Consider the following 16,192-nt stretch of genomic DNA (forward strand, 5'->3'; position numbering starts at 1 on the left):
GCGGTTCTCGGTCGTGATCGTGACCCACTCGATGCAGCAGGCCGCCCGCGTCAGCCAGAAAACCGCATTTTTCCACCTGGGCAGCCTTGTCGAATACGGCGACACCGGCCAGATCTTCACCAACCCCGAAGATCCCCGCACCGAATCCTATATCACCGGGAGGATCGGATGACCGACGAAGCCATGAAGGAAAAGCACATCGTCCGGTCCTTCGACACGGAATTGGAGGCTGTCCAGGCACATCTGATGCGCATGGGCGGGCTGGTCGAAACCGGGCTGTCCGATGCGATCACCGCGTTGCGCGAACGGGATGTGGATCTGGCCCGACGCACGGTCAAGGCCGACCGCAGCATCGACGAGTTGGAAGAGCTGGTGAAGACCGAGGCCGCCAACATCATAGCGCGCCGCGCCCCCACGGCCGTCGATCTGCGCGTGGTTCTGGCCACCTTCACCATCGCCAATCAGCTGGAACGCAGCGGCGACCACGCCAAGAACATCGCCAAGCGCGCCATCACCATCGCGGAATCGTCCAGCCTGGACGAGGTGACCGCCGCCATCGCCCGCCAGGCTCAATTGGTTCAGGCCATGCTGGCCGACGCATTGGATGCGTTTATCCAGCGTGATCTGGACGCGGCGCAAAACATCCGAAAACGCGATGCCGAGGTGGATGCGGTCTACAACAACGTGTTCCGGACCCTGCTGACGCATATGATGGAAAAGCCGGCCAATATCACCGCCGGCATGCATCTGCACTTTGTCGCAAAAAACCTTGAGCGGATCGGCGACCACGCCACCGGCATCGCCGAGCAGACGATCTACCTGATCACCGGCGAGTTGCCGGATGATGATCGTCCACGTCAGGATCAGACACCAAAGGAAACGACCGAGGCCCGGTGATGCCCACCCCCACGATCCTTGTCGTCGAAGACGAACCGTCCCAGCGCGAGATCATCCGCTACAACCTCGAGGCCGAGGGGTTCACGGTCATGCAGGCCGAGAACGGCGACGAAGCCCTTCTGCAGATCAAGGAGGCCCCGCCCGACCTGATCCTGCTGGACTGGATGCTGCCGGGGGTGTCAGGCATCGAGATCTGCCGGCAGCTCAAGATGACCGCGGCCACCCGTGCGATCCCCGTGATCATGCTGTCGGCCCGGTCCGACGAGGTCGACAAGGTGCGGGGGCTGGAAACCGGTGCCGACGACTATGTCACCAAGCCCTATTCGGTGATCGAACTGATGGCGCGGGTGAAGTCCCAGTTCCGCCGCACCCGGCCCGCCGCAGTGGGCCAGAGGCTGGAATATCAGGATATCGTTCTGGACGCGGAAACCCACCGTGTCACCCGCGCGGGTCAGGACATCAAGCTGGGTCCGACCGAATTCCGCCTACTGTCGACCTTCATGGAAAAACCCGGCCGGGTCTGGAACCGCGAGCAGCTTCTCGACCGGGTCTGGGGCCGGGACATCTATGTGGACACGCGCACGGTGGACGTGCATATCGGCCGGCTGCGCAAGGCGCTGACGGCCCGGGGCGGAGATGACCCCATCCGCACCGTGCGCGGGGCCGGCTACGCGCTCGGCTGACCGCGCCGGGCGGTCAGGCCGGGGCGGTCTCGGCGTTCAGGATCTCGATCACCATCGCGGCCGTCCAGGTAAAGCTGCTGCCGCCGCAGGGTTCGGCAGTGACCGGGTCGTAATACTCGGCAAAGCCGCTTTGTTCGATCAGGCGCAGGCTGTCGTCGACGATCCGCCGCACGATCCGGGTCTGGCCCGCGCGTTTCAGACCATCGGCGATCATGTAATTCACGATCAGCCAAACCGGCCCGCGCCAGTATCTCAGACCGTCGAATTCGGGGGCCGCCGGATCGTGGCTGGGCACCAGATACGGGACTGCGGTACCGATGGCGTCCAACCGCTGGGCGATGGCCTGCGCGCGGTGATCGGGGATGGGACAGAATGCCGCCAGCAAGCCGCCGATCGACGGGCTGTCGATCAGCGCTCCGGTGACCCGGTCAAAGCACAGATATTGCCCGTGGGTTTCGCTCCACAGGGCGTCCATCGCCGCGATTCCCGCCTGCGCAAAGGCGCGCGAGGCGCTGGCGATCTCGGCCTCGCCCAGGTCGTCGGCCAGTGCGGCAAGGTCCAGGCACGAGCGGATCAGGATCGCGTTGAACCCCGGATCGACGACCCGGAACGGCGAGGCGTCATGCAGCCTAGAATTGTCCCAGCCAAGGCCGCGGAAATGTTGCACCAGCCAGATATAGCGGCGGTATTCTTCATCGGTCGGCCTGTGCGCCGGGTTGGCATGGGCCACGTCGCGACGCTGGAACGGGGCCACGCCTTCGGTCGGGACCCGGGCCAGCGCCGCGTCCCAATCGACCGAGTTGTCGCGCCCCGATTCCCACGGGTGGATGATGGCGACCAGACCGGTGCCCTGCGGGTCGCGGTTCGTGTAGAACCATTGATGCCAGGCGTGGATCCTGGGCAGCAGGGCGCGGGCCTGCGCATCGGCCAGCGCGCGGTTTTTCGCCCGCGCATGGATCCGCCGCACGGCGAACCCGGCCACCGCCGGCTGCGTGATGCCCGAGGTGGGAACCGCGCGGCCCGTGGCCCAGACCTCCGGCCCCGGGAAATAGCCGTCATTCATCTCGTGGAAGATGATATGCGGCACCATGCCGTCATCCCACTGATGCCGGAACAAGGTCTCGATCTCGCGCCAGGCGCGGGCCTCGTCGAAATGCGAGAACCCAAGGGCGCTGAGCGCGCTGTCCCAGTTCCACTGGAACGGATAGAGGCCGTGGGTGGGCACCGTGTAGTCGCCCCGGTCGTTTCGGGCCAGAACGGCGCGGGCCTGTTCGATCAGATCCTGTTTCATTGCGCGCTCCTCAGGCCACGGCCAGCGTTGTTTCGGGGTCGAACCAGCGCACCCGGTCGGGCTGCGGGGCCAGGGTCAGGGTGTCGCCGCGGCGGACGGTCAGATCGCTGTCCAGAACCGCGCGGAACAAGGCGCCATCCACGCTGCAGGTGACCAGAAGGTGCGCGCCCAGGGGCTCGACCACTTTGACCGTGGCGGCCAGGCCCGTATCGGCCGGGCGCAGATCCTCGGGGCGGATCGCGAAATGCAGCGGCGTGGTCCGCGACGGCCCGTCGAGGATCTGGCCCGCGACGGTCCATTTGCCGTCTCCGGCCGGGGTGGCGGGCAGGAAGTTCATCGGCGGATTGCCGATGAACCCGGCCACGAACTCGGCCGCCGGGTTGCGGTAGACCTCGATCGGCGAGGCCGCCTGAACGATCTTGCCCTGATGCATCACGCTGATCCGGTCGGCCATGCTCATGGCTTCGACCTGGTCGTGGGTGACGTAGATGGCGGTGGTGTTGCTTTCGGCCAGAACGCCTTTGAGCTCGGCCCGCATCTCCATCCGCAGCAGCGCGTCCAGGTTCGACAGCGGCTCGTCCATCAGGATCACGTCGGGCTCCATCGCCAGGGCGCGGGCCACGGCGACGCGCTGGCGCTGACCCCCCGACAACTCGCCGGAATAGCGCCCCAGCAGCTGGTCGATATGCATCAGGCCCGCCGTGCGCTCGACCCGGCGCTTGACCTCGTCATTGGGCAGTTTCTGCATCCGCAGGCCGAACCCGATGTTTTCGAACACGGTCAGATGCGGGAACACGGCATAGTTCTGGAACACCATGGCGATGCCCCGATCCTTGGGCGGCAGGTGATCCACCCGGCGCCCGCCGATCCAGACCTCGCCCTCGGTCGCGGTTTCCAGCCCGGCGATGATCCGCAGCAGCGTGGTCTTGCCGCAGCCCGAGGCCCCCAGCAGAACCATGAATTCTTGGTCCTGGATGGTCAGGTTGATGTCGTGCAGCGCCTGATAGCTGCCAAAGCGTTTCGCGACATTCTTGATTTGAATTTCTGCCATTATTCCAACTCCTTGGGGCTGTCAGCGGTTGGCGATGCCCCACATGGCGAACAGGTATTTGCGCACGGCGAAGATGAAAATCAGCGCCGGCACGACCAGGATGAAACCGCCCGCGAATTTCAGATGCAGCGGCGAGGTGTCGAGGTTCTGCAGCAAAAAGGCCGTCAGGGTCCGGTTCTCGATCGTCAGAACGGCGGCGGCGAACACCTCGTTCCACGAGATCACGAAGGCGAAGATGGCCGAGGCCGTAATCCCCGGAAGGATCAGCGGCAGCACCACCTTGGTGAAGGCGGTCAGCCGGGTGCAGCCCAGCGTCCAGGCGGCCTCTTCCAGTTCCAGCGGGATGCCGGAAAACAGCGAGAACGTGATCAGCACCGCGAACGGGATGGCCAGCGTGGTGTGCACCAGCGACAGGCCGAATACCGTGTCATCCAGCCCGGTCTGGATGAACATCACCGCCAGGGGCAGCGCCAGCAGCGGCAGCGGAAAGGCGCGGGTCAGCAGGATCAGCAGGCGGAACGCCTCTTTCCCGCGAAAGTCGAACCGGGACAGGGCATAGCCCGCCGGCGCACCGATCAGGATCGACATGATCATCGTCAGCCCCGCCACCAGGATCGAGTTCTTGAGCGCGGTCAGGATGCCCGCGAATCCTGCAAAGAACCCCAGGCTGCCCAGGTCGAATTCGGGGAGGAACGGCTTGGGAAAACTGTTCACCGTTTCCGGCGAGGACAGCGTGTTGATCAGCAGGAAATACAGCGGCACAAGCACCCAGGCGCACAGCAGCACCACCGCGGCGATGTAGACATATCGTCCGGCCCGGCGCGTATCGGGCGCGGCGACATCGGTCGTGACGGGTGTCATATCGTGGCTCCTTTCGGGACACGCAGGGCGCGCAATATGATCAGGGTGAACCCGATCGAGATGGCAAGGATGATCAGCGCCATCGCCGCCGCCGCGCCGCTGTCAAGCAGGTCGAATTGATAGGCGTATGTTTCGCTCATGAGGACGGGGAACAGGGTGCCGCCCAGGGCCAGCACCACGGCGAAGACCTCGAAGGCCAGGATCACGCGCAGCACCAGTGCCGTCTGCAGCGACGGGCGCAGCAGCGGCAGCGTGATGCGGGTGAAGCGTTTCCAGGGCGAGGCGCCGAAGACCTCGGCCGCCTCATAATATTCCTTGGGGATCAGGCCGATCCCGGCCACCAGGATTACCAGCATGATCGCCGTGGCGCGCCAGATCTCGGCCAAGGCGATGGCCAGGAACACCACGCCGGGGTGCTGATAGCTGAGGAAATTCACCGGCCGGTCCACCACGCCCAGCCCAGAAAGCATGGAGTTCAGGAAGCCCGACTGTTCGAAGATCGCCAGCCAGATGATGCCTGCGGCCAGATCCGAGATACCCAGCGGGATGGTCCAGACATACAGCACCAGGTCGCGCCCGCGCTGCATCTTGTTGACCATCGTGGCCATCAGCAGCGCCAGCGCCAGTTGCACCGGAACCACCGCCGCCGCCAGCAGCAGCGTGTTCTGCAGCGAGATCGGGAATTTCCAGTACCCGACCACCTGCCGGAAATTGTCCAGCGTAAATCCGTCGCCGGTGCTGAAGGCCTGTTTGGCGACCAGGACGAAAGGATACAGAAAGAACAGGCACAGAAACGCCGTCACGGGCAGGATCAGCACATAGGGCAACACACGAGCGTTCATCAGATCGCTCCTTTCCTTGCGGAAGTTCCGGTGGTTTCGGGCAGAGAGTTCGGGGACACCGGGCCCGCGTCAAGCCCGGTGTCGGGATCAGGTCAGACCCTTATTCGACGGGGCACGGGCCGTCCGAAGGTGCATCCGGGGCCCAGCAGGGCGCGCCGGTTTCCTGCATGATCGCCTCCAACGCGCCTTTCTGATCGTCCAGCACGGTGCGGATATCCTGACCGGCCAGCACGATCCGCTCGAACGCGTCGGTATAGACACGGTTGAAGTCACCGCCCTTGTCGCCCAGTCCCGCGGGCAGCAGCCCGGGGTTGGCGTCGGCCGAGCCACTCATCTTGGCGACCGCGTCGCCCGCGGCCTTGACGGCCGGCGGCAGGTCATCGGGCAGATCAACCGCGACGACCGGGAAGAAGTTCGTCGCGCGCAGCGTAGCGATCTGGGTCTCCGGCTTCATCATGTAGGCGACCAGCGCCTTCGATGCTGCCATGTCGGGGGCCGTCCGGGGGATGGCGACCCCGGCCAGAACCGGCATGAAGCCGCGCCCGGTCGGGCCCGCCGGGGCCGGGAAGGCCACAAAGTCATCAGGCCGCTCGTTGAAGGCCTGCGCCAAACGCGAGGTGTGGTCGAACACGATCCAGGCGTCGCCCGACAACAGCTGTTCCTGCATGAACGAGAAATTGGTCGAGGCCGGGTTGGTATGCGTCCACAGCTCGCGGAATTTTTCCCACGCGGTCACGGCATCGTCGCTGGCAAAGGTCCGCACCACGCCGTTCGTATAGGACGGGTACAGATAGCCCTGGAAGAAGCGGTGCTTCAGCCCCTTGGGCCCGGCCGGAAAGCCGAATTTCGGTTCGCCCGTCGCCTCGTGCACATTGGCCGCCCAAGCGATCAACTGGTCATAGGTCAGCGCATTGATGTCGGCGCCCTCGGGCAGGTACTGCAGCGCCTCTTTGTTGGCCGCCATGATATAGCTGGCCTGCATCCAGGGGATATACTGCAGGCTGTCGGTGCCCAGCTTGGCCAGTTCATTGAACGTGTCCGAGGCCGAAGCGATGCCCAGGTCATCCAGGTCGACCAGATCATCGGGGTTCATGGCCGAGAAATCGCCATGCAGCGCGCCCAGCACGCCGATCGTGCCAGAGCCGGCCTGCAATTCGGCCTGCAGACGCGTCAGCCAGGGGCCGCCGTCGTTGGGCTGGTAGTCCACGCCACCCTCGAAGCCCGAAAGGACCTGTTCGCGCATGGCCTGCGCCTCTTCGACCGGCTTGGCCTGCGTCGACCAGAACAGAACCTCGGCCTGCGCCACATTTGTAGCCAGGGCCAGAACAAGGCCGGATGCGGCACCGACCAGCTTGGATTGAATTGACATGGACTCCTCCCAGAGTTTCGATTGGGCCTTTTGCCCGTTCTGCCCGGCGGGGTCGGTTTGCTGTGCGTGTCGTGCACCGACTCACCCCAGGCGATGCGGTCAGCATGGTATAACGATATATCTTTCGTCAACGAATTTTTTCCGAGCGCATGGCCCGAAGTTTCCAAGTTCGCAGATTTGCACGTTGCAATACCCTAGAGGGTTGGGCATTTTGGTGATGCAACGATATATCCGAAGTCCGAGAAATGCCCGCCAAACCCACCCTCGCCAGTGTCGCCAAAGCCGCCGGAGTTTCGATTCCGACGGTCAGCCAGGTGATGCGCGGCACCGGGCGGATTTCCGATCAGACCCGAAAAAAGGTTCTGCAGGCGGCCGAGGCCTTGCACTATGTCACCGACTCGCGCGCAGCGTCGATGCGGTCGGGCGAGAACCGGGAAATCGGGTTCGTTCTGAACCAGTTCGCAAACCCGTTCAACGCCGAAGTCGTCAGCGGTGCGGTCGAGCTGCTGGAGGCCGAGGGGTATCTGGTCTCGATTCTTGATACGCGCGACGACGCGGAACGGCAGGGCAGGCAATTGCGCGATTTCATCCGCAACGGGCGCGGCGGCCTGCTGTGGGTGCCTGCGCTGGAGACCAGCGCGCAGACGCTGGACCTGCTGCGCACTCACCGGGTGCCCACGGTGACGTTCCTGCGCCACATCAGCCCCGATTTCGACCATGTCGGCATCCGCAATGCCGAGGCCACCGAAACGGCCACGCATCATCTGGCCGATCTGGGCCACAGGCACATCGCGTTTTTCGGCGGCACCGGCTTGAACCCGGTCCGCAAGGACCGGATTGCCGGGTATCAGCGCGCGGTTCAGGCCAGATCGCTGGCCGCGCCAATCATCTGGCCCTCACCCGACACCAAGCGCGCGGGGATGGAGCAGATGCTGAAGCTGCGCGCGGCCCATCCCGAGGTGACCGCCATCGTCTGCAACGGCGACATGGTCGCCCTGGGTGCCTGTTACGGGCTGATGCGCGCCGGTCTGGAGCCCGGGCGCGATGTGTCGATCATCGGCTTTGATGATACCGAGGACGCCTCGGTTGCCATCCCGGCCCTCAGCACAATGGCGGTTTCGCCCAAAAGGCTGGGCCGCAGACTGGCGCGGACCTTGCTGGACCGGATCAATGACCCGGACATGCCCGCCACCGTTTCCGAGGTCTCGGCCCGCTTCGTCGCCCGGGAGACCACCGGGCCGGCCCCGACTGGTTGAGCGACGCGGACGGCGGATCACAGGTCGGGGTCTGGCAGCTGCGCGCTCCATTTCCGCAGCTCGTCGAGAAACCCCAGCGCGTTGGCGCCCTGTTCGGTGATCGAATAGTGAACCGATACAGGAGCCGTCTGCATCACTTGGCGACGAACCAACCCCCACGCCTCGAGTTGGCGCAGGCGTTCGGCAATCATCTTTTTGCTGGCGCCGCCGATCATCCGCGACAGGTCATTGAAGCGCACCGGCCCATCCTTGAGATGCCAAAGGATCGAACCGGTCCACTTGCCACCGATGATCCGCATGCCGCGTTCGATGGGGCATGGTTCGAGGCATGGGGATACCGCCTGCCGCTTGCCTTGATCCTCCTGCTCCATGCGTGCGCGCAAGGTATTCTCCGATCTGTTATCAGGTTACCAAAAGTAAACTGGTTGCAATTCCTCACTACCGTTCTCAAGTTCGGTTTCACCCCGCCCGAAGTCAAGGGGCAAGCAGTTTCAAAACCAAGGATATGGACATGAGCAAGATCCTGATCGTGAACGGTACGCAGCCGTATGAATTCGCACCTGGCCGCCTGAACGCGTCGCTGGTGCAACGGGCGCAGGACGCGCTGACCGGCATGGGCCACGAGGTGCGCGTGACCACGGTTGCCGAAGGGTACGACATCAATGCCGAGATCGACGCCCATGTCTGGGCGGATGTGGTCATCATGCAGTTTCCGGTGAACTGGATGGGTGTACCTTGGGTGCTCAAGAAATACCTCGACGAGGTTTACACCGCGGGCATGGACGGCCGGTTGCTGGCCGGCGACGGTCGGACCGCCGAGGCGCCCAAGGCCAATTACGGCACCGGTGGCCTGCTGCACGGAACGAAATACATGCTGTCGGTCACCTTCAACGCTCCGCGCGAGGCGTTCGACAACCCCGCCGAGCCGTTCTTTGCCGGGGCCAGCGTCGATGACCTGCTGTGGCCCATGCACCTGAACGCCAAGTTTCTGGCGATGCAGCCTTTGCCCACCTTCGCGGCTTTCGACGTGATGAAGAACCCCCGGATCGAGCAGGATTTCCAGCGGTTCGACGCACATCTGAAAAAGCATTTCGAGGAGATCGCGCATGTCGCGGCCTGACATTCACCTCTATACCGCGGCCACGATGAATGGCTACAAACCGGTGATCTTCCTGGAAGAGGCAGGCGTGCCCTACGACCTGACCCCCATCGACTTTTCAAAGCAGGAACAAAAGACGCCGGCGTTCTTGTCGCTGAACCCCAACGGCAAGATCCCGGTGATCGAAGACCGGGCCGAAGGTCGCGCGATTTTCGAAAGCGGCGCGATCCTGTGGCACCTCGCGCAGAAATACGGTCAGTTCCTGCCCTCAGATCCGATGCAGCAGTCCGAGGTGATGCAGTGGATGCTGTTCCAGGTCGGGCATGTGGGTCCGATGATGGGCCAGGCCATGTATTTCCAGCACATTGCCGCCCCCAATGGCCATACCGAACCGTTCTCGATCCGCCGATACGTGGACGAAAGCCGCCGCCTTATGGAGGTGATGAATGATCACCTGAATGGGCGTGACTGGATTGCGGCAGGGCAATACACGATCGCGGACATGATGCTGTACCCTTGGGCGCGGGCCTATGTCTGGGCGCGGGTTCAGGTCGATGACCTTCCGCATCTGAACGCATGGTTCGACCGCATCGACGCCCGCCCCGCAGTGCAGAAGGCGCTGACCATTCCCAAGGCCAATCCGCAGTTCTGGGATGCCTCGGCTGATGCCAGCACCTTTGCGCGGGAAAACGCCGCACGGTTTGCCGGCGACGTGAAAAAGGACTGAGGCCGCGGCCCGGGCTCCCCAGCCCGGCCGCGCACAACAGCGCCCTGGGCGTCGCACCGCCCGCGCGCAAGTCGATGGCCGGGTGGGTGCTTTACTCGGGTGTCAAAAGGGGTCAGTCTGAACCATCGGCGCGCCGGGTGATCCCCTCGGGCCGCGCTGTCACATCATTGTCGTCATAAACGTTCAGATGATGCGTCGACCAATTCATTAGAGAGGTGCCTCATGACCCTATCCAGCAAATTCGCGATGTCGCGGCGTCAATTCCTGGCCTCCACCACGGCCGGCGTCGCCATGGTTTCCCTGCACCCGTTCTCCGCCGCCGCCGCAAGCAACCAGGCGCATCTGCGGATCATGGAAACGACCGACATTCACGTTCACGTCTTTCCCTATGACTACTATGCCGACAAGCCGCGCGATACGGTGGGCCTGTCGCGCGCGGCCGCGATCATCAACCAGATCCGGGCCGAGGCTACCAACTCGATGCTGGTGGACAATGGCGACTTTCTTCAGGGCAACCCGATGGGCGACTACATCGCCTACGAGCGTGGCATGAACGATGGCGACACCCACCCGATCATCAACGCATTCAACACGTTGGGTTATGATGCCGCGACGCTGGGCAACCACGAGTTCAACTATGGCCTGAGCTTTCTGGAAAAATCGCTGGCCGGGGCGCAGTTCCCGATCGTGCTGGCCAATATCGCCAAGGAACAGGGCGCCAACCCGCGCGCGGACAAGACGCTGGTGCAGCCCTATGTCATCCTCGACCGCGAGATCGAACTGGGCGACGGCAGCAAGCAGCCGATCCGCATCGGCGTCATCGGCTTCACCCCGCCACAGATCATGAACTGGGACCGCCGCCACCTGGAAGGCAACGTGCAGGCCCGCGACATCGTCGAGACCGCCAAGGCCTATGTGCCCGAGATGAAAGAGCAAGGCTGCGATCTGATCCTGGCCCTGTCGCATTCGGGCATCGGCGCGGCCGATCACGCGGACGGGATGGAGAACGCCTCGGTCCCGCTGGCCCGGGTCGATGGCATCGACGCGCTGGTGACCGGGCACAACCACCTGGTCTTCCCCTCGCCCACCTTCGCCGACCGTGCGGGCGTTGACGTGGACAAGGGCACGCTGATGGGCAAGCCGGCCGTCATGGGCGGGTTCTGGGGGTCGCATCTGGGCGTGCTCGACCTGCTGCTGGAACGCGACGGCAACGAATGGCGCGTGGTCACCACCACCTCCGAGGCGCGGCCGATCTCGAAGCGCAACGAAGACCGCTCGATCACCGCGCTGGTCGAGGACGACCCCAAGGTGCTGGCCTCGGTCGCGCAGGACCACGAGGAAACGCTGGCCTATGTGCGCCGCGCGGTGGGCAAGACCTCGGCCCCGCTGCACAGCTATTTCGCGCTGGTCGCCGATGACCCGTCGGTCCAGATCGTGTCGATCGCGCAGAAATGGTATGTCGAGGAGATGCTGAAAGGCACCGAACACGAGGGCCTGCCGATCTTGTCGGCGGCGGCACCGTTCAAGGCCGGTGGCCGGGGTGGCCCCGAATACTATACCGACGTGCCGGTGGGCGATGTGGCGATCAAGAACGTGGCCGATCTGTATCTCTATCCCAACACCGTACGCGCGGTTCGCGTGAACGGCGCGCAATTGCGCGGCTGGCTGGAGCGTTCGGCCGGGATGTTCAACCAGATCAAGCCGGGCGCCAAGGATGCGCTGCTGCTGAACCCCGAATTCCCGTCCTACAATTTCGACGTGATCGACGGCGTGACCTACCAGATCGACCTGTCACAGCCCTCGCGTTTTGGGCCGAAAGGCGAAGAGATCAACCCCGACGCGGCGCGCATCGTGAACCTGCAGTTCGACGGTGCCCCGGTGACCGACGACATGGAATTCATCATCGCCACCAACAACTACCGCGCTTCGGGCAGCGGATCGTTCCCGGGCGCGATGGGCGACACCATCGTGTTCGAGGCCCCCGACACCAATCGCGACGTGATCGTGCGCTATATCGTGGAGCAAGGCACGATCGACCCCAAGGCCGACGGCAACTGGTCCTTCGCACCGCTGGGCGACACCACGGTTCTGTTCGAAACCGGCCCCAAGGCGCGTGATTACATCAGCGACGTCAAAGGGTTGGCGCTGGAAGATGCAGGCGACGGGGCCGACGGTTTCGCGGCCTTCCGCATCACGCTCTGACCGGCGGCGGACACCGCATCGGGCGGCCGAGCTGGCCGCCCGTTTTTTTGCCTGGGCACGATCTCCCGACAGCACCACGCTCCGCGATGCAAGGCGACCGGGCCTTTGATTTCTCAAACCCGCGGATCGGCAGCGCGGCGCGCCTTGGGACATTTTCGGTTTCGCATTCTGAAACCTTGCGCGAGCAGGTCGATCCGATGTAACCGGAATCGACCACCGGTACGGCCCCGCCGGCACCTCGGTGCAAGAAAGTTGCAGTCGGGCCGATCCTGCTTGGGCGCGCCCCATCACATGAGGACCGCCGGTGAGCCCATTCGTCGTCGCAATCATTCTGTCGGCTGCCATCCTGCACGCCGTCTGGAACGCCATTGTCAAAACCGCGGGCGACCGAACGACGACTCTGGGCCTTGTGGCTTTCGGGCATGTCATCCCGGCCAGCGTCATGGTCCTGGTCCTGCCTTTTCCGGGCGGCGAGAGCTTTGTCTACATCCTTTTGTCAACCGTCGTGCATTTCGGTTATTACTTCATGCTGGGCAAAGCCTATCAGCATGGAGACCTCAGCGTCGTCTACCCGATTGCCAGGGGCATCGTTCCGGCGCTGGTGGCGCTGTGGGCCTTTCTTCTGGTCGACGAAGTTCTGCCCCTGCAAGCCTGGATCGGCATCGGCCTGATCGCGGTCGGCATCCAGCTCAGCAGTTGGAGCTCGCTCAGGCAGGGTGTCGGCGGCGCGGCGCTGGGGTTTGCGGTGGGTACCGGACTTTGCATCTCGGTCTATTCGGTTGTGGACGGCATCGGGGTGCGGCTGTCTGGAAACACGCTCAGCTACTGGGCCTGGGGGGCGTTTCTGCACCTGTTCATTGCCGGATTCGTGGGCCTGCGACGGCGGCGGGTTCTGGCACATCTGCCGGCGCGCACCTGGGTGATCGGCATCCTGGGCGGCTTCGTGTCGATGCTGGCCTATGGGCTGGTGCTCTATGCCAAGAATTTCGCACCGCTGGGGGCGGTCTCGGCGTTGCGGGAAACCTCGGTGATTTTTGCGGCCCTGATCGGGTTCGTCTTTCTGCACGAAGGCTATTGGGTGCGCAGGCTGGGGGCCGCCGTCCTGATGGCAGGGGGCGTGGCGCTGGTTGGGCTGTCGGGCTGAGCCGGTCCGTCAGGTGCCGTAACGCGCCATGAACATCTCGACCGCGTTCCTGGCCACTTCGTCGATTTCCTCGTCCGAGAACCGGGTCTGGATCCCCAAAGCCGCCAGCGTCCACAGGCGCACCTTGCACAATTCCGAGAACTGCTCGGCGGCAAAATGCACATCATCAATCGCCAGCTCGCCCTTGGCCACCGCCTTCTCTAGGTATTCGGCCATCTGGCGTTGGCCGTTGGCGGGGCCGGCCTCGTAGAACGCCTTGCCCAGTTCGGGGAATCGGTCGCGCTCGGCCACGCAGATGCGGAACACCTGCTGCGCGAAATCCGATACCAGAAACCGGGTCAGATGGGTTGCCGTGATCATCAACGCCTCGCGCACCGGCTTGGTCTCGTCGATCATGGCCAACACGTTTTCGGCCATGCGGCAGCACTCGGTCTGCGCCACCTCGGAAAACAGAAGTCGTTTGTCTGGGAAATAGCTGTAGAGCGTCGCCTTTGACACACCCGCCGCACGCGCGATTTCATCGACGCTGGCGCCTTCGAACCCATCCGCCATGAAAACCTCTCGGGCGCCTTTCAGAACCTGGTCGAATTTTCGTCCGGTACGCACGATGGTGGCGGCTTGAGTCATGGTGTCTCCTTGGTTGGGTGGTGCTGCAAATCTATAAACCGGACAGTTCAGTTTCAACGCATTTCGGCAAGGGTTGAAAGCCCTGCCGCGGCGGATATGTTAGAACCATTCTAAAGATGGGGCAAAGATGCGGTTTTTCACCCAACGCAAACACTTCAAGGACCTGACCGAGCAGGAAATCCTAGCGCTTGCGATTTCCTCCGAGGAGGACGACGCGCGGATCTATCGGTCATACGCCGAAATGCTGCGGCCCGACTATCCGGCCACGGCGAAGATCTTCGATGGCATGGCCGCCGAAGAGGATGAGCACCGCCGTCGCCTGATCGCGTTGCATGAAAAGCGATTCGGCCCGGTCATTCCCCTGATCCGCCGCGAACACGTCGCCGGGTTCTACGCCCGCCGCCCCATCTGGCTGGTCGAGAACCTGGGCATCGAGCGCATTCGCGAAGAGGCCGAGATGATGGAGCGCGATGCCGAACGGTTCTATCTGGCCGCCGCCGCGCGCACGACCGACGCCGCAACCCGCCAGTTGCTGGGCGATCTGGCGGCGGCCGAGGCCGGGCATCAGGCCACGGCAAACGAATTGGAACAGGCCCATCTGGGCCAGGACGAGAAAGAGGCCGAGAAGGCCATCGCACACCGCCAATTCGTTCTGACCTGGGTGCAGCCGGGGCTGGCGGGGCTGATGGACGGGTCGGTGTCGACCCTGGCGCCGATCTTTGCCACCGCCTTTGCCACCCATGATCCGTGGACAACCTTTCTGGTGGGTCTTGCCGCCTCGGTCGGGGCGGGCATCTCGATGGGCTTCACCGAGGCCGCCTCGGACGATGGCGAACTGTCGGGCCGCGGATCGCCGGTCAAACGCGGGCTGGCTTCGGGGGTGATGACCACCGTGGGCGGGCTGGGGCATGCGTTGCCCTATCTGATCCCCGAATTCTGGACCGCGACGATCATCGCCTTCTTCATCGTGTTCGTCGAACTGTGGGCCATCGCGTGGATTCAGAACCGGTACATGGAAACCCCGTTCTTCCGCGCGGCCTTCCAGGTGGTTCTGGGCGGGGCGATGGTGCTGGCGGCGGGGATATTGATCGGCAGCGGGTGACACGCGGCTTGCGAAGCGGTCAAATCATGTTACCACTTCGCCCATGGTCGATATCTTTCTGCGCACCCTGCCCTTCTTTGCGATCATCGGCCTGGGATACTGGGCCGGGCGCAGCCGGTTCTTCACCGAAGACGCCACGGCCTATCTGACCAAGTTCGTGTTCTATTTCGCGCTGTCGGCGATGCTGTTCCGCTTTGCCGCCACGCTGCCCTTTGCCGAGATTTTCAATGCGCGGCTGATGCTGGGCTATCTGATCGGCACGACGGGCGTTTACGCGCTGGCCACGTTGGTCGCCTGGCTGCGCGGGCTCGACATCCCCACCGCGGCGGTCGAGGCGCAATGCGCGGCCATCGGCAATGTGGGCTTTCTGGGTCTGCCGATGTTGGCCCTGCTGTTTTCCGAAGCCGCCATCGGACCGGTCATGCTGGTTCTGACGGTCGATCTGGTGGTGTTTTCCTCTCTGATCGTGATCCTGATCAATGGCGGGCGGGATGGAAAGCTGACGGTTGGCACGCTGCGGCTCATCGGAGTCGGACTGCTGAAAAACCCCATGATCGTCTCGATCTCGGCCGGATTGATCTGGTCGGCCCTGCAGATGCCGGTGCCGGCCCCGCTGAACGATTTTCTGACCATTCTGGGCGGCGCCGCCACGCCCGGCGCATTGTTTGCCATCGGCGCCTCGCTGGCCAGCAAATCAGCCGAGCGGGTTCAGATCGCGCTGTGGCTCAGCTTTTGCAAACTGGCCGTGCATCCGGCCTGTGTGGCCGTGGTGCTGCTGTGGCTGCTGCCGACCGATCCTTTTGCCGCCGCCGTCGCCATTTCCGCCGCCGCCCTGCCAGTGGCCGGGAACGTCTACATGCTGGCAGCGCATTACGGGGTGGCGCCGCACCGGGCCTCGGCGGCCATCTTCCTGTCGACCCTGGTCAGCATTTTGACCATTCCCCTGGTGATCGCCTGGGTCGGGACCCCCTGAAGCAGGACAAAAAAACCGTGTTCCCGGCCCGCCGCACTTTACGCGGCGTCCCTTGCCCGTTAGCCATG

At 63.8% G+C, this 16,192-nt stretch carries 16 protein-coding genes and 1 pseudogene; 10 read left to right on the forward strand and 7 right to left on the reverse strand.

The annotated features are described in order from the left end of the window. The 3 genes and pseudogenes from F3H26_RS13835 to phoB form a co-directional block, all read left to right on the forward strand. A pseudogene (locus tag F3H26_RS13835) lies at nt 1–172 on the forward strand (phosphate ABC transporter ATP-binding protein); the annotation flags it as partial. Next, on the forward strand, nt 169–897 hold the full coding sequence (phoU, locus tag F3H26_RS13840; protein WP_149776614.1) for a phosphate signaling complex protein PhoU: 729 nt from the start codon (nt 169–171) through the stop codon (nt 895–897). The pseudogene F3H26_RS13835 and the gene phoU, both read left to right, overlap by 4 nt. Next, nucleotides 897–1,580, forward strand: coding sequence for a phosphate regulon transcriptional regulator PhoB (gene phoB / locus F3H26_RS13845; RefSeq protein ID WP_149776615.1), 684 nt, complete (start codon nt 897–899; stop codon nt 1,578–1,580). The genes phoU and phoB overlap by 1 nt, the downstream gene beginning before the upstream one ends. Nucleotides 1,581–1,593: 13 nt before the next feature. On the opposite strand, the gene F3H26_RS13850 is transcribed toward phoB, so the two are convergent. The 5 genes from F3H26_RS13850 to F3H26_RS13870 form a co-directional block, all read right to left on the reverse strand. Beyond that, on the reverse strand, nt 1,594–2,871 hold the full coding sequence (locus F3H26_RS13850) for an amylo-alpha-1,6-glucosidase (protein ID WP_149776616.1): 1,278 nt from the start codon (nt 2,869–2,871) through the stop codon (nt 1,594–1,596). 10 nt (nt 2,872–2,881) lie between these two features. Further along, on the reverse strand, nt 2,882–3,922 hold the full coding sequence (locus F3H26_RS13855; protein ID WP_149776617.1) for an ABC transporter ATP-binding protein: 1,041 nt from the start codon (nt 3,920–3,922) through the stop codon (nt 2,882–2,884). A 21-nt stretch (nt 3,923–3,943) separates the two neighbouring features. Next, a complete protein-coding gene (locus F3H26_RS13860; protein ID WP_149776618.1) occupies nt 3,944–4,783 on the reverse strand; it encodes a carbohydrate ABC transporter permease in 840 nt (279 codons plus the stop codon). Further along, the gene (locus tag F3H26_RS13865; protein ID WP_005976918.1) at nt 4,780–5,625 is read right to left on the reverse strand and encodes a carbohydrate ABC transporter permease; all 846 of its coding nucleotides are present in this window, start codon (nt 5,623–5,625) and stop codon (nt 4,780–4,782) included. The genes F3H26_RS13860 and F3H26_RS13865 overlap by 4 nt, the downstream gene beginning before the upstream one ends. Nucleotides 5,626–5,725: 100 nt before the next feature. Continuing rightward, nucleotides 5,726–6,994: an ABC transporter substrate-binding protein gene (locus F3H26_RS13870; RefSeq protein ID WP_149776619.1), complete on the reverse strand. Its 1,269-nt coding sequence runs from the start codon at nt 6,992–6,994 to the stop codon at nt 5,726–5,728. A 245-nt stretch (nt 6,995–7,239) separates the two neighbouring features. On the opposite strand from F3H26_RS13870, the gene F3H26_RS13875 reads away from it, so the two are divergent. After that, nucleotides 7,240–8,250 carry a LacI family DNA-binding transcriptional regulator gene (locus F3H26_RS13875; RefSeq protein ID WP_149776620.1) on the forward strand — a complete coding sequence of 337 codons (1,011 nt, stop codon included), beginning with the start codon at nt 7,240–7,242 and terminating at the stop codon, nt 8,248–8,250. Nucleotides 8,251–8,267: 17 nt separating this feature from the next. On the opposite strand, the gene F3H26_RS13880 is transcribed toward F3H26_RS13875, so the two are convergent. Continuing rightward, nucleotides 8,268–8,633: a winged helix-turn-helix transcriptional regulator gene (locus tag F3H26_RS13880; protein WP_223162513.1), complete on the reverse strand. Its 366-nt coding sequence runs from the start codon at nt 8,631–8,633 to the stop codon at nt 8,268–8,270. A gap of 128 nt (nt 8,634–8,761) precedes the next feature. On the opposite strand from F3H26_RS13880, the gene F3H26_RS13885 reads away from it, so the two are divergent. The 4 genes from F3H26_RS13885 (at nt 8,762) to F3H26_RS13900 (ending at nt 13,422) form a co-directional block, all read left to right on the forward strand. Then, nucleotides 8,762–9,370 carry an NAD(P)H-dependent oxidoreductase gene (locus F3H26_RS13885; RefSeq protein WP_149776621.1) on the forward strand — a complete coding sequence of 203 codons (609 nt, stop codon included), beginning with the start codon at nt 8,762–8,764 and terminating at the stop codon, nt 9,368–9,370. Continuing rightward, nucleotides 9,357–10,076: a glutathione S-transferase family protein gene (locus F3H26_RS13890; protein ID WP_149776622.1), complete on the forward strand. Its 720-nt coding sequence runs from the start codon at nt 9,357–9,359 to the stop codon at nt 10,074–10,076. Before F3H26_RS13885 ends, F3H26_RS13890 begins: the two co-directional genes overlap by 14 nt. A gap of 222 nt (nt 10,077–10,298) precedes the next feature. Then, nucleotides 10,299–12,278 carry a bifunctional 2',3'-cyclic-nucleotide 2'-phosphodiesterase/3'-nucleotidase gene (locus F3H26_RS13895; RefSeq protein WP_394349776.1) on the forward strand — a complete coding sequence of 660 codons (1,980 nt, stop codon included), beginning with the start codon at nt 10,299–10,301 and terminating at the stop codon, nt 12,276–12,278. A gap of 304 nt (nt 12,279–12,582) precedes the next feature. Continuing rightward, nucleotides 12,583–13,422 carry a DMT family transporter gene (locus F3H26_RS13900; RefSeq protein ID WP_149776623.1) on the forward strand — a complete coding sequence of 280 codons (840 nt, stop codon included), beginning with the start codon at nt 12,583–12,585 and terminating at the stop codon, nt 13,420–13,422. Between the two features lie 9 nt (nt 13,423–13,431). Here F3H26_RS13900 and F3H26_RS13905 read toward each other — a convergent pair whose 3' ends face one another. Beyond that, complete coding sequence (locus F3H26_RS13905) at nt 13,432–14,049, reverse strand: TetR/AcrR family transcriptional regulator (RefSeq protein ID WP_149776624.1); 618 nt, start codon at nt 14,047–14,049, stop codon at nt 13,432–13,434. A gap of 127 nt (nt 14,050–14,176) precedes the next feature. Between F3H26_RS13905 and mbfA the strand changes: the two genes are divergently transcribed. Next, nucleotides 14,177–15,151, forward strand: a complete 975-nt coding sequence (gene mbfA, locus F3H26_RS13910; protein ID WP_149776625.1) for an iron exporter MbfA — start codon at nt 14,177–14,179, stop codon at nt 15,149–15,151. A gap of 43 nt (nt 15,152–15,194) precedes the next feature. After that, entirely contained in the window at nt 15,195–16,124 is a 930-nt protein-coding gene (locus F3H26_RS13915) for an AEC family transporter (protein WP_149776626.1), read from the forward strand. The last annotated feature ends 68 nt before the right edge of the window (nt 16,125–16,192 follow it).

The sequence above is a fragment of the Ruegeria intermedia genome, from assembly GCF_900129345.1.
Classification (GTDB): Bacteria; Pseudomonadota; Alphaproteobacteria; order Rhodobacterales; family Rhodobacteraceae; genus Ruegeria; species Ruegeria intermedia.

Bases quoted from the DNA above. Each gene is read 5' to 3' on its own strand.
- F3H26_RS13915 (WP_149776626.1), top strand. From the start codon at position 15,195: ATGGTCGATATCTTTCTGCGCACCCTGCCCTTCTTTGCGATCATCGGC.
- F3H26_RS13855 (WP_149776617.1), bottom strand. From the start codon at position 3,922: ATGGCAGAAATTCAAATCAAGAATGTCGCGAAACGCTTTGGCAGCTAT.
- F3H26_RS13875 (WP_149776620.1), top strand. From the start codon at position 7,240: ATGCCCGCCAAACCCACCCTCGCCAGTGTCGCCAAAGCCGCCGGAGTT.
- F3H26_RS13885 (WP_149776621.1), top strand. From the start codon at position 8,762: ATGAGCAAGATCCTGATCGTGAACGGTACGCAGCCGTATGAATTCGCA.
- F3H26_RS13850 (WP_149776616.1), bottom strand. From the start codon at position 2,871: ATGAAACAGGATCTGATCGAACAGGCCCGCGCCGTTCTGGCCCGAAAC.
- phoU (WP_149776614.1), top strand. From the start codon at position 169: ATGACCGACGAAGCCATGAAGGAAAAGCACATCGTCCGGTCCTTCGAC.
- F3H26_RS13890 (WP_149776622.1), top strand. From the start codon at position 9,357: ATGTCGCGGCCTGACATTCACCTCTATACCGCGGCCACGATGAATGGC.
- F3H26_RS13865 (WP_005976918.1), bottom strand. From the start codon at position 5,625: ATGAACGCTCGTGTGTTGCCCTATGTGCTGATCCTGCCCGTGACGGCG.
- F3H26_RS13860 (WP_149776618.1), bottom strand. From the start codon at position 4,783: ATGACACCCGTCACGACCGATGTCGCCGCGCCCGATACGCGCCGGGCC.
- mbfA (WP_149776625.1), top strand. From the start codon at position 14,177: ATGCGGTTTTTCACCCAACGCAAACACTTCAAGGACCTGACCGAGCAG.
- phoB (WP_149776615.1), top strand. From the start codon at position 897: ATGCCCACCCCCACGATCCTTGTCGTCGAAGACGAACCGTCCCAGCGC.
- F3H26_RS13905 (WP_149776624.1), bottom strand. From the start codon at position 14,049: ATGACTCAAGCCGCCACCATCGTGCGTACCGGACGAAAATTCGACCAG.
- F3H26_RS13870 (WP_149776619.1), bottom strand. From the start codon at position 6,994: ATGTCAATTCAATCCAAGCTGGTCGGTGCCGCATCCGGCCTTGTTCTG.
- F3H26_RS13895 (WP_394349776.1), top strand. From the start codon at position 10,299: ATGACCCTATCCAGCAAATTCGCGATGTCGCGGCGTCAATTCCTGGCC.